Here is an 11740-nt window from a genome sequence, read left to right on the forward strand (position 1 = left end):
TGAGGGAAACGCCCGGTTACATTCCGAACCCGGAAGCTAAGCCTCACAGCGCCGATGGTACTGCAGGGGGGACCCTGTGGGAGAGTAGGACACCGCCGGACTTCTTTTAAGAAAAAGAGCCACCCAACGCTGGGTGGCTCTTTTTCGTTTTACGGGCATGTGCACGCGCGCATGTTCAGTGTGCGCGTGATCAGTGCGCGAGGCGCGCCTCGAGTACCGAGGCAGTGCTACGTACCGCATCCGCCAGTTGAGTCTCCGTGACGTCGTTCCCTGCCCAGGTGACGGCGACCGCGGCCACCGGCCACCCGTTGTGATCGCGCACCACGGCGCCGACGGAGCGCAGGCCGTCGGCGACCTCGCTGTCTTCGGTCGCATATCCGCGCGTGCGCACTTCGCGGAGCACCTCGCGGAGCTCGCGGGGGTTCCGCGGACCGACGCCGGTGCGGTCGGGGAAGGCCGAGGCGCTCGGATACAGTGCGCGCACCTGCTCACGGGGGAGCGCGGCCAGCATGGCCCGTCCGCTCGCGGTGAGATGCGCGGGAAGCCGCACGCCGACGTCCGTGACGAGTGCCGGCCGCCGCGGCGCGCGCTCTTCGACGATGTACAGCACGTCGCCCCCGCTCATCACGGCGAGGTGCGCGCTCTCGCCCAGGCGGTCCGAGAGGGCTGCTACGAGCGGACGCCCCAGCCGGGCGAGCGGCTGCTGTCGGGCGTAGCCGCCGGCGAGCTCGAACGCGGAGGTGCCGAGGCCCCAGCGGCGGTCCTCGCGCAGGTGCACCACGAAGCCGTGCAACGCCAGGGTGCGGAGCAGGTGGTAGACGGTCGACCGCGGGAGCGCGAGTTCGCGTGCGATCGCCGACGCGGCGACCGGGGCGGGCCGTCCGGCCAGATACCGGAGGATCCGCAGGGTGTGCTCGGCCGCCGGCACCTGGAGGGGAGCGTCGGCTACGGCATCCGAACTGTCTGGGATCACAGACACAGGATGTCATGATCCGCTGTCGCGGGCGACCCCTCGGGTGTGGAATCGAGACATGAGTGAACTCGCCCCCGTGCTCGTCGGCGCCGCCCCGCTGGCTCCCGCCGATGTCGTCGCCGTCGCCCGCCATGGCGCCCCCGTCGTGATCTCCCCCGACGCGCTCGCTCGCGTCGCCGAGACCCGCGCCGTGATCGACGGGCTGGCTGCCGATCCGCATCCGCACTACGGTGTCTCGACCGGGTTCGGCGCACTCGCCACCACGTTCATCGCTCCCGACCGTCGCTTGCAGCTGCAGGCCAGCCTCATCCGCTCGCACGCGGCAGGAACGGGTGCCGAGGTCGAAGCCGAGGTCGTGCGCGGCCTCCAGCTGTTGCGACTGCAGACGCTCGCCTCGGGCCGCACCGGCGTGCGCCCCGTCGTCGTCGAGACCTACGCCGCGCTGCTCAACGCGGGGATCGTGCCGGTCGTGCGCGAGTACGGATCGCTCGGCTGCTCGGGCGACCTCGCCCCGCTCGCCCACATCGCACTGGCGGCGATGGGCGAGGGCGACGTGCGCGCCCCCGACGGTGCGCTGGTCCCGGCATCCGAGGCGCTGGCGGCCGCCGGCATCGAGCCGGTGACCCTCGTCGAGAAGGAGGGACTCGCCCTCATCAACGGCACCGACGGGATGCTCGGGATGCTGGTGCTCGCGCTCCACGACCTCGAGGGTCTGCTCCTCACCGCCGACATCGCCGCGGCCATGTCGATCGAGTCGCAGTTGGGCACGGATGCCGTCTTCGCCGCCGATCTCATGGCGCTGCGTCCGCAGACGGGACAGGGCGTCTCGGCGTCGCACCTGCGCGCGTTCCTCGGTGACTCGCCCATCGTGCACAGCCACAAGGGCCCGGAGGACGGCCGGGTGCAGGACGCGTACTCGCTGCGCTGCTCGCCGCAGGTCCACGGCGCCGCGCGCGACACCGCGGGCTACGCGGCGACGATCGCCGGCCGTGAGCTCGCCAGCGTCATCGACAACCCGGTCATCACGGTCGACGGGCGGATCGAGTCGAACGGCAACTTCCACGGGGCGCCGGTCGCCGCCGTGCTCGACTTCCTCGCGATCTCGGTCGCCGACGTCGCCTCGGTGTCGGAGCGGCGTACCGACCGGGCGCTGGATCCGGCGCGCAACCACGGTCTTCCGCCGTTCCTCGCCGATGAGGTCGGCGTCGACTCGGGCCTCATGATCGCGCAGTACGCCGCGGCCGGCATCGTGTCGGAGCTGAAGCGGCTCGCGGTTCCGGCATCCGTCGATTCGATCCCCTCGTCGGCGATGCAGGAGGACCACGTCTCGATGGGCTGGGCGGCCGCGCGCAAGCTGCGCCGCGCCATCGACGGCCTCGGTCGGGTGCTCGCGATCGAGATCCTCACCGGTGCCCGCGCCCTCGATCTGCGCGCCCCCCTCCACGCAGGACCGGCCACCGGTGCCGTGCGCGACCTCGTGCGCACGGTCGCCGCCGGCCCCGGGCCCGACCGATTCCTCTCTCCCGACATGGAGGCCGTGACCGCGCTCGTGCAGTCCGGCGCCGTCGCCCGCATCGCACAGGAGCACGCGAATGACTGACCAGAAGCCCACCCTCACCGACACGACGCGCACCGTGCGCGCGGCACGCGGCAATCAGCGCACCGCCAAGAGCTGGGGCGCCGAAGCCGCCAAGCGGATGCTGATGAACAACCTCGACCCCGAGGTGGCGGAGCACCCCGAGAGCCTGGTCGTCTACGGCGGCACGGGCCGCGCCGCCCGCAGCTGGGAGGCGTACGACGCGATCGTGCGCACCCTCGACGAGCTCGAGCCCGACGAGACGCTGCTCGTGCAGTCGGGCAAGCCGGTGGGGGTCTTCCGCACGCACGAGTGGGCGCCGCGCGTGCTCATCGCCAACTCGAACCTCGTGGGCGACTGGGCGACGTGGCCCGAGTTCCGCCGGCTCGAGGAACTGGGTCTGCTCATGTACGGCCAGATGACGGCCGGCTCGTGGATCTACATCGGCACGCAGGGCATCCTGCAGGGGACCTACGAGACGTTCGCGGCCGTGGCCCGCTCGCTCGGCCGCGACTCGCTGCGCGGCACCCTCACCCTCACCGGCGGTGCCGGCGGCATGGGCGGCGCGCAGCCGCTCGCGGTGACGATGAACGACGGCGTGGTGCTGATCGTCGACGTCGACGAGTCTCGCCTCGCCCGCCGCGTCGAGCACGGGTACCTCGACGAGTACACGACCGATCTCGACGCCGCCGTGGCCCGCGTCCTCGCGGCGAAGGATGCCGGGGAGGCGCTCTCGGTGGGTGTCGTGGGCAACGCCGCCGAGGTGTTCCCCGAGCTGCACCGCCGTGGTGTGCCGATCGACATCGTGACGGATCAGACCAGCGCGCACGACCCGCTCGCCTACCTGCCCATCGGCGTCGACGTGGCCGAGTGGAAGGCGGAGGCCGAGCGCGATGCCGAGGAGTTCACGCGGCGGTCGCGGGAGTCGATGGCGGCGCACGTCGCCGCGATGGTCGCGTTCCAGGACGCCGGAGCCGCGGTCTTCGACTACGGCAACTCGATCCGTCGGGAGGCGGAACTCGGCGGTTTCGACCGCGCGTTCGCGTTCCCGGGATTCGTGCCGGCCTACATCCGCCCGCAGTTCGAGGAGGGGCGCGGACCCTTCCGCTGGGCGGCGCTCTCGGGCGACCCCGAGGACATCGCCAAGACCGATCGGGCGATCGCCGAGCTGTTCCCCGACGACACCGCGCTGCACCGCTGGCTCGAGAAGGCCGGCGAGAAGGTGCACTTCGAAGGGCTGCCCGCCCGCATCTGCTGGCTCGGATACAAGGAGCGCCACCTCGCCGGGCTGCGGTTCAACGAGATGGTCGCCTCGGGCGAGCTCTCGGCGCCCATCGTGATCGGGCGCGACCACCTCGACTCGGGCTCCGTGGCCTCTCCCTACCGCGAGACCGAGGCGATGAAGGACGGCTCCGATGCGATCGCCGACTGGCCGCTGCTCAACGCGCTGCTGAACACCTCCTCGGGTGCCTCGTGGGTGTCGCTCCACCACGGCGGAGGCGTCGGTATCGGTCGTTCGCTCCACGCCGGTCAGGTGACGGTCGCCGACGGCACCGATCTCGCCGCGCAGAAGCTCGAGCGCGTGCTCACCAACGACCCCGGCACCGGTGTGATGCGGCACGTGGACGCGGGCTACGAACACGCCCGTGAGGTGGCGCGCGAGCGCGGCCTGAACATCCCGATGCTCTGAGCTGCACTTCTCGAATCTGAAAGGCTGACGCCATGACGACGCTCCTCACGAACATCGGCGAGTTGACGACGAACGCTCCGGGGACGGGCCCATCGGTGGGCTCAGGGGCCTCGGACAGCGGCGATTCGGTGGGCACGCTGCACGAGGCGGCCGTCCTCATCGACGGCGACCGGATCGCGTGGGTGGGGGCAGCGGCGGATGCCCCGCCCGCCGATGAGATCGTGGATGCCGCGGGGCGGGCGGTGATCCCCGGGTTCGTCGACAGCCACAGCCACCTGGTGTTCGGGGGTGACCGGGCCGTCGAGTTCGAGGAGCGGATGGCGGGACGCAAGTACGCGGCCGGCGGCATCCGATCGACCGTGGCGGCCACCCGCGCGGCGACCGACGACGAGCTGCGTGCGCGAGTGCGCGGGTTCCTCGACGAGATGCTCGCGCAGGGCACGACGACCGTCGAGATCAAGAGCGGGTACGGGCTGAGCGTCGCCGACGAGGAGCGTCTCGTGCGTCTCGCCGCCGAGGTCACGCCCGAGGTGACCTTCCTCGGCGCGCACGTCGTGCCGGCCGAGTACGCCGACCGCGGCGACGAGTACGTCGACCTCGTGATCGGCCCCATGCTCGACGCCTGCGCCCCGCACGCGCGGTGGATCGACGTGTTCTGCGAGACCGGGGCCTTCACCGTCGCGCAGTCGCGCCGCGTGCTCGAGGCCGGGATCGCCCGGGGCTTGGCGCCGCGGGTGCACGCCAGCCAGCTCGGACCGGGGGAGGGCGTCGCGCTCGCGGTCGAGCTGGGCGCGGCATCCGTCGACCACGGCACCTACCTGACCGACGAGGACGTCGCGCTGCTCGCGGCATCCGACACCGTGCTCACCCTGCTGCCGGGCGTCGAGTTCTCGACCCGCCAGCCGTACCCCGATGCGCGCCGCCTCATCGACGCCGGCGTCACGGTCGCGCTCGCGTGCGACACCAACCCCGGATCGAGCTTCACGTCGTCGATGCCGTTCTGCATCGCGGTGGCCGTGCGCGACATGGGCATGACCCCGGCGGAGGCCGTGTGGGCCGCGACGGCCGGCGGTGCCCGGGCGTTGCGCCGCGACGACATCGGGATCGTCGCTCCGGGGGCGCGGGCCGACCTCGTGCTGCTCGACGCGCCGACCCGCATCCACCTCGCGTATCGCCCCGGCGTGCCGCTCGTGGCACGCGTGTGGAAGGACGGCGTCGCGGTCTGAGCCGTCGCTGCGGGCGGTCGGGCCTGCGGGCTTTCAGGCGGTCAGGCGGTCAGGTGGTCAGCCCCGCGAGGAGCCGGCGCAGCCCGTAGTCGAAGGCCTGGCCGACGTCGCCGCCGAGCCGGAACGCCCCCGACAGCTCCATCTGCAGGAATCCCGTCGCCCAGGCGGTGAACAGGCGCGCGGCGTCGAGGGCATCCGCCTCGCCGACGAGCGCGGCGGCGGCGCGCAGCACGGGCTCCGACGCGCGGTGCAGCGCGTCGACGGGAGCGGATGCCGTGAACATCAGCCGGAAGCTCTCGGGGTGCTCGTGCGCGAAGGCGCGGTAGACCTCGGCGAGGCTCGTGAGGTCGGTACCTGAGTTGTCGGTGTCGGTGTCGGTGTCGGTGCCGGTGCCGGTGCCGGAGGCGGAGTCGGCGAGACGCGAGCCGAGCTCGTCGATCGCGGCCTCGGCCACCGCGGTGAGGAGGGCATCGCGATCGCGCACGCGTTTGTAGAGCGAGGGGGCGCGCACGCCGACGCGGGTGGCGACGGCCTGCATCGTGAGGCTCGCCGGCCCCGATTCCTCGAGGATCGCGCGACCGGCGGCGACGATGGCCTCGGTCGAGGTGCGTTCGGGTGCCGGCACGGGCGCCTCCTTCATGGCTATTGACAGTAGCCATGATAGCTACGTATCGTAGCTTTCGCAATCGTCCGCCGATCGCACCCGTCCAGAAAGGACCCCGCCATGCTGCTCGCCCCGCACCTCCACCGCCTCGGCAACGACATCGTCGCCTCGTACCTGATCGAAACGCCCGAGGGCATCACGCTCGTCGACGCCGGACTCCCCGGACACTGGCGCGATCTGCAGCGCACTCTCGCCGAGATCGGGCGCCCGCTCAGCGACATCCGCGGCGTCGTGCTCACCCACGGCGACAGCGACCACATCGGCTTCGCTGAACGACTGCGGCGTGAGGTCGGGGTGCCCGTGCTCATCCATGCCGCCGATGCGCACCGCGTGCGCACGGGCGAGAAACCGAAGACCGCGATGGGGCCGGCTCGGATCGGGCCGATGCTCGGGTTCCTCGGCTACGGGCTGCGCAAGAACGCCTTCCGCACGCACCACGTCGCGGAGGTGCGCGAGGTCGGCGACGGAGACGTGCTCGACCTGCCCGGCTCGCCCGTCGTGATCGGGATGCCGGGGCACTCGCCCGGCAGCATCGCCGTGCACGTTCCCCTCGTCGAGGCCGTCTTCGTCGGCGACGCGCTCACCACCCGGCACGTGCTCACCGGGCAGGTCGGTGCGCAGCCCGCCCCGTTCACGGATGAGCCGGCCGAGGCGCTCGCCTCCCTCGACCGGCTCGCCGGGGTCTCGGCTTCGTGGGTGCTTCCCGGGCACGGAGCCCCCTGGCGCGGATCACCGGCCGACATCGCGGCAGCCGTGCGGGCATCCGCCTGACGGAGCTCCTGATCTCGGGCTCAAAGCTCCGCCTTCGGCCTTCGGCGTTCGGCGTTCGGCGTTCAGGTGCCGGCGTTCAAGTGTCGGCGTTCCGGTGTCGGCGTTCCGGGTTCAGCGCCCCGGGTTCGGTGTTCCGGGTTCAGCGCCCCGGGTTCAGCGCCCCGCGAGCACCGTCGCCGTGTCGCTGATGGTGATCTGCGGCGGGTAGAGGCCCATCACCTGAACGGCGGCGGCGTGGTTCTCGGCGGTCGACCCCGCGCAGGCATCGGCCGCGACGGTGACGTGGGCCCCGGCATCCGCGGCGGCCAGCGCCGTCGAGATCACGCAGCAGTCCGTGGAGACGCCGGCCAGCACGATGTGCGCTCCGCGTCCGACGATCCGCTCGATGTCGGCGCCCCACTTGCCGAACGTCGGCAGGTCGAGCGTCGGCAGCGGCGACAGGGCGGAGGCTTCGGGCACGAGAGCGAACAACGGGTCGGTCGGCGGCTGATCGGCGAACGGCCAGGCGGCGAAGTAGTCACCCCACGAGGTCGCGCGATCGGCCGTCGGCATCCATCGCGTCACGAGCACGCGCTCGCCGAAGGATTCCGCGAGAGCCCGGATACGGGGCAACGCCTCGGCGAAGAACGGCGACCCCCAGGCGGAATCCGGTGCCGCGAAGATCGCCTGCGGATCGATCACGACCAACCACGACTGCTCGGTCTCGGGTGCTGCCGTTCCGGTTTCCGCCGGCGACGTCGCGCCCGCCGAGGCGCTCACGCCTCCTGCCGCCGGATCTTGCCCGCGCGCGCGACGTACGTCACGAGGAACGAGAGCACGAGCGCGAAGAAGACGCCGAGGTTCGCGTACGCGAAGTCGCCCTCGGTGCCCCCAACGAGGAAGAGCAGGTAGCCCTGCCAGTTGTTCCACGGGGCATCTTCGGCGAAGCCGTTGAGGACGAGCCCCCACCCGATCACGCTCGTGACGACCATCGTGCCGATCGAGGTCCAGTCCCAGGCGCCGTAGCGACCCTTCGCGTCGAAGAGCGCCTTTTCGTCGTAGTCCTTGCGGCGGCGCAGGATGTCGGCGATGAGGATGCCCGCCCACGACGCCAGCGGAACACCGAGCGTGATGAGGAAGCTCTGGAACGGGCCGAGGAAGTCGGTCGCGAAGAACACGACGAAGATCGTGCCGATCGTCAGGATGACGCCGTCGATCGCGGCGGCCGAGGGGCGGGGGATGCGGATGCCGAGGCTGAGCAGTGTGAGGCCCGAGGAGTAGATGCCGAGCACCGCGCCCGAGACGAGGGCGAGCACGGCGGTGAGCAGGAATGGCACGAGCACCCACAGTGGGAGGATGGTCGCGAGGGCGCCGATCGGGTCGGCCTGCACGGCGGCGAAGAGATCGTCGTTGGACCCCGCGAGCAGCAGACCGAACACCACCAGGATCACGGGAGCGACAGATCCGCCGATCGTGTTCCACGCGACGATCGCCCCGTCGGATGCCGTGCGCTTCTGGTAGCGCGACCAGTCGGCGGCGATGTTGATCCAGCCGAGTCCGAAACCGGTCATCACCATGACGAGGGCGCCGATCACCTGTCCGATGCCGCCGTCCGGACGCGCGAGCACCGCCTCGAGATCGATGCTGGGCGCGGCGAGGATGACGTAGAGGATCGTCACGGCGCCGGTGAGCCAGGTGAGCACCGACTGCATCTTCATGATGGCGTGGTAGCCGAGCACCGAGGCGCCCACGATGAGCGCCGCGACGATGACGGTCGCCGTGATCTTGACGGCGATGCTGTCGCCGTCGCCGCCGAGCTGCGTGATGACGGTGGCGGTCGCGAGCACGGCCATGATGGCGAGGAACGTCTCCCAGCCGATCGACGTCAGCCACGACACGATGCCGGGCACCTTCTGCCCGTGCACCCCGAACGCCGCGCGCGAGAGCACCATGGTCGGCGCCGATCCGCGCTTGCCGGCGATCGCGATGAGCCCGCACAGCAGGAACGACACCACGATGCCCACGACCGAGACGATCGTCGCCTGCCAGAACGAGATGCCGAAGCCGAGCACGAACGATCCGTACGACATGCCGAAGACCGACACGTTCGCCGCGAACCACGGCCAGAACAGGTCGCGCGGCTTCGCGGTGCGTTCGGACTCGGGGATGATCTCGATGCCGGCGCGCTCGATGAGGCCGGGCGGGTTCTGCGTCATCCCCTCATCCTGGCACCGTGCGCCGACATCGGGGCGAATACGACGAACGACGCCGGATCAGGGCAGGGGTCAAGGCGGGGTCGAGACCCGGCTCAGGACCCGGTCAGGACCGGAAGAACGCCTCGGCGGTGCGGGCGAGATCGTGCAGGTCCGAGACGCCGGCGAGCTCGCGCGCGGAGTGCATCGACAGGATCGGGATGCCGACGTCGACCGTGCGGATGCCGAGGCGGGTCGCCGTGATCGGTCCGATCGTCGAGCCGCACGGCACCCCGTTGTTCGACACGAACTCCTGCGTCGGCACGCCGGCCCGCTCGCACCAGGCGTGCCAGGCGGCGGCGCCGAGAGCATCCGTCGCGTACCGCTGGTTGGCGTTGAGCTTGAGGATCGGACCCGATCCGAGCACCGGCTGCACGACGGGGTCGTGCTTGCCGACGTAGTTCGGGTGCACCGAGTGGCCGACGTCGCTCGACAGGCACCACGACGATGCGAAGGCGCGGCGGCGCTCCGAGGCATCCGCCCCCAGCCCGTCGGAGATGCGCCCCAGGATGTCTTCGAGGAAGGGGCCGGCGGCGCCGGAGCGCGAGTTCGACCCGAGCTCCTCGTGATCGAAGGCCGCGAGCACCGCGATCGGGGCGCCCGCCTCGGCCTCGTGCGCGGCGAGGGCGACGACGCCCGCGTGCACCGAGGCGAGGTCGTCGAGGCGACCCGAGGCGAAGAAGGCGTCGTCCTTGCCGAACACGGCGCCGCGAGCGGTGTCGGCGATCACGACGTCGTAGCCGCGGATATCGGCGGCGTCGACACCGGCGGATGCCGCGAGCTCGCCGAGCACGTCGGCCTCGCTCGGGTCGCCGAGACCCCAGACCGGCTGCGTCTCGACCTGCTTGTCGAGAGCGAGCCCGCTGTTCGCGGTGCGGTCGAGGTGGATGGCCAACTGCGGCAGGCGCAGCAGCGCGCCGGTGTCGGCGAGCACGACGCGGCCGCCGGTCAGCGCCAGGCGCCCGGCGAGCCGCAGCTCACGGTCGAGCCAGGAGTTCAGGAGAGGTCCGCCGTACACCTCGACGGCGGCCTGCAGCCAGCCGCGGGTACCGGTCGTCGGCTGCGGCTTGAGCTTGAAACCGGGGGAATCCGTATGCGCGCCGAAGACGTGCACGGGTGTGGTGGGCGAGGCATCCGTCGGCACCACCCAGGCGATCGTCGCGCCGTCGCGCACCACGACGAAGCGACCGCCGGGCTGTGCGGGCCAGGCATCCTCCTCGTTCAGGCGCGTGAAGCCCGAGTCCTCGAGGCGGCGGGCGACCGCGGTCGCGGCGTGATAGCTCGAGGGGGAAGCGGCGACGAAGTCGGCGAGGTCCTCGGCGTGGGCGAGGGCGACCGGAGTGACGGGCATGGAGGGCCTTCCTGCAGACGGGCGTCCTTCGAGCGTACCCGCGGATGGTGTCGTGCTCGCACCCGGGCTCCCTCTGCCACCGGTGCCCGAGCCGGACGAGGGTCCCGCGCGCCATCCGGGTGCCGGATGAGCGCGGCGAGGTGCCGGGCCACGCCTCCGTCGCCGCTGGGGTCTGAGCTTTGAAGCGTTCCGCCTCGCGTGTGTTCCCGGTTCCTGAGCGAGCGGAGCGAGACGAAGGGCCGCGGCATTGCCGCGCGAACTGGGTCTCTGAGCTTGTCGAAGGGCCCCGCCCCGTGTGCACTCGTTCTGCACCGCTGCCGTGTTGTTCGGAGTTCTCCACCGTTCGCGTTGATACTGGCTGTGGCCTGGGGTTTTCGTGTCGGAATGTCGGTGGCTACTGGTGGACTGGGACGTATGAACAGCACCGCCGAAGTCCTGGACGGGGTCGCCGCCGACCTGGCCGCGGTGCTGCGCGCGGACGTACTGGCAGGGTTGTCGGATGCGGAGAAGATGCAGGTGCTCCGGGCCGCGGGTGAGGTCGCTCGGCGGGTGGATGCGGTCATCGTGGAGACGGTGGGATCGGTCGATCAACGCCCGGCGGGATCAGGGGAATTGGCGTTCTGCGGACGGTTCGGATGCCGGACGATGAACGAACTCGTCCAACGGGTGTTGCGTACGGACGCGGCCGGGGCGGCACGGGTCGTGAAGGCCGGAAAGATCGTCCGGCGGGAGCTGGACTTCTCCTCCGGAGCGTTGCTGCCCGCCCGGTGGCCCGCCATGCGGGAAGCGCTGCTGAACGGGGCCGTCGGGGTCGCGGGGCTACTGGCCGCGACCGGGCCCGTGGAGCAGGCCGGGGCACGGATCGGGTCAGCGGACCGGTTACGGGCGGACGCCGAGCTGGCGGAGTACGCTCGGGGCCTCGTTGCTGTCGATGGAGCTGACGCGGATGCCGGCGCGGATGCGGGCCCGCCGGCGACGCCGGAAGACGTGAAGTTGTTGTCGCGGGTGATCGTGACCTACCTCGACCCGGACGGTGCGGAACCTGCCGAAGAGCAGGCGATGCGCGCCCGGGGGATCGTGCTCGGGCGGGTGAAGGACGGGGTGATCCCGATCCGCGGGTCGCTGCTGCCCGAGACGGCGGGGCAATTGCAACGCATCTGGGACGCGTACCTGAACCCGAAAGTCGACGGGCCGCCCGTCCCCGCGACCCCGCTCCCGGATGCGGGCATGGCCAGTGGGGTGCGGTTCGTCCCATCCG

10 protein-coding genes and 1 rRNA gene are annotated in these 11740 nt (G+C 71.4%); 6 read left to right on the forward strand and 5 right to left on the reverse strand.

Translation table 11 applies throughout. The features are described 5' to 3' along the window. Positions 1-101: ribosomal RNA gene (gene rrf / locus WFJ97_RS16350) — 5S ribosomal RNA — on the forward strand; the annotation flags it as partial. An 89-nt stretch (positions 102-190) separates the two neighbouring features. On the opposite strand, the gene WFJ97_RS16355 is transcribed toward rrf, so the two are convergent. Next, entirely contained in the window at positions 191-973 is a 783-nt protein-coding gene (locus WFJ97_RS16355; RefSeq protein WP_442928453.1) for an IclR family transcriptional regulator, read from the reverse strand. Positions 974-1031: 58 nt separating this feature from the next. Between WFJ97_RS16355 and hutH the strand changes: the two genes are divergently transcribed. The 3 genes from hutH to hutI are packed head-to-tail and all read left to right on the forward strand — an operon-like array spanning position 1032 to position 5465. Continuing rightward, the gene (hutH, locus tag WFJ97_RS16360; RefSeq protein ID WP_336642258.1) at positions 1032-2573 is read left to right on the forward strand and encodes a histidine ammonia-lyase; all 1542 of its coding nucleotides are present in this window, start codon (positions 1032-1034) and stop codon (positions 2571-2573) included. Then, positions 2566-4239: a urocanate hydratase gene (gene hutU, locus WFJ97_RS16365; protein WP_247634030.1), complete on the forward strand. Its 1674-nt coding sequence runs from the start codon at positions 2566-2568 to the stop codon at positions 4237-4239. The genes hutH and hutU overlap by 8 nt, the downstream gene beginning before the upstream one ends. 32 nt (positions 4240-4271) lie before the next feature. Continuing rightward, positions 4272-5465 carry an imidazolonepropionase gene (gene hutI, locus WFJ97_RS16370; RefSeq protein ID WP_336642259.1) on the forward strand — a complete coding sequence of 398 codons (1194 nt, stop codon included), beginning with the start codon at positions 4272-4274 and terminating at the stop codon, positions 5463-5465. Positions 5466-5514: 49 nt separating this feature from the next. On the opposite strand, the gene WFJ97_RS16375 is transcribed toward hutI, so the two are convergent. Next, the gene (locus tag WFJ97_RS16375) at positions 5515-6090 is read right to left on the reverse strand and encodes a TetR/AcrR family transcriptional regulator (protein ID WP_336642260.1); all 576 of its coding nucleotides are present in this window, start codon (positions 6088-6090) and stop codon (positions 5515-5517) included. 99 nt (positions 6091-6189) lie between these two features. Here WFJ97_RS16375 and WFJ97_RS16380 point away from each other — a divergent pair, with 99 nt between their 5' ends. After that, positions 6190-6900, forward strand: coding sequence for an MBL fold metallo-hydrolase (locus tag WFJ97_RS16380; RefSeq protein ID WP_336642261.1), 711 nt, complete (start codon positions 6190-6192; stop codon positions 6898-6900). A 153-nt stretch (positions 6901-7053) separates the two neighbouring features. Here the strand turns inward: WFJ97_RS16380 and WFJ97_RS16385 are convergent, their stop codons facing one another. The 3 genes from WFJ97_RS16385 to WFJ97_RS16395 form a co-directional block, all read right to left on the reverse strand. Beyond that, positions 7054-7659 (reverse strand): cysteine hydrolase family protein, encoded by a 606-nt coding sequence (locus tag WFJ97_RS16385; RefSeq protein WP_442928455.1) that lies wholly within the window; start codon positions 7657-7659, stop codon positions 7054-7056. Further along, a complete protein-coding gene (locus WFJ97_RS16390) occupies positions 7656-9095 on the reverse strand; it encodes a purine-cytosine permease family protein (protein WP_336642262.1) in 1440 nt (479 codons plus the stop codon). The genes WFJ97_RS16385 and WFJ97_RS16390 overlap by 4 nt, the downstream gene beginning before the upstream one ends. 103 nt (positions 9096-9198) lie before the next feature. Then, entirely contained in the window at positions 9199-10482 is a 1284-nt protein-coding gene (locus WFJ97_RS16395; RefSeq protein WP_247634035.1) for a M18 family aminopeptidase, read from the reverse strand. A 414-nt stretch (positions 10483-10896) separates the two neighbouring features. On the opposite strand from WFJ97_RS16395, the gene WFJ97_RS16400 reads away from it, so the two are divergent. After that, on the forward strand, positions 10897-11740 hold an 844-nt coding region (locus WFJ97_RS16400), incomplete at its 3' end, for a DUF222 domain-containing protein (RefSeq protein WP_336642263.1).

The sequence above is a fragment of the Microbacterium sp. USHLN272 genome, from assembly GCF_037149655.1.
Taxonomy (GTDB): domain Bacteria; phylum Actinomycetota; class Actinomycetes; order Actinomycetales; family Microbacteriaceae; genus Microbacterium; species Microbacterium galbinum.

Excerpts from the sequence above, each read along its gene's own strand:
- hutH (WP_336642258.1), top strand. The coding sequence starts at position 1,032 with ATGAGTGAACTCGCCCCCGTGCTCGTCGGCGCCGCCCCGCTGGCTCCC.
- hutU (WP_247634030.1), top strand. The coding sequence starts at position 2,566 with ATGACTGACCAGAAGCCCACCCTCACCGACACGACGCGCACCGTGCGC.
- hutI (WP_336642259.1), top strand. The coding sequence starts at position 4,272 with ATGACGACGCTCCTCACGAACATCGGCGAGTTGACGACGAACGCTCCG.
- WFJ97_RS16380 (WP_336642261.1), top strand. The coding sequence starts at position 6,190 with ATGCTGCTCGCCCCGCACCTCCACCGCCTCGGCAACGACATCGTCGCC.
- WFJ97_RS16390 (WP_336642262.1), bottom strand. The coding sequence starts at position 9,095 with ATGACGCAGAACCCGCCCGGCCTCATCGAGCGCGCCGGCATCGAGATC.
- WFJ97_RS16395 (WP_247634035.1), bottom strand. The coding sequence starts at position 10,482 with ATGCCCGTCACTCCGGTCGCCCTCGCCCACGCCGAGGACCTCGCCGAC.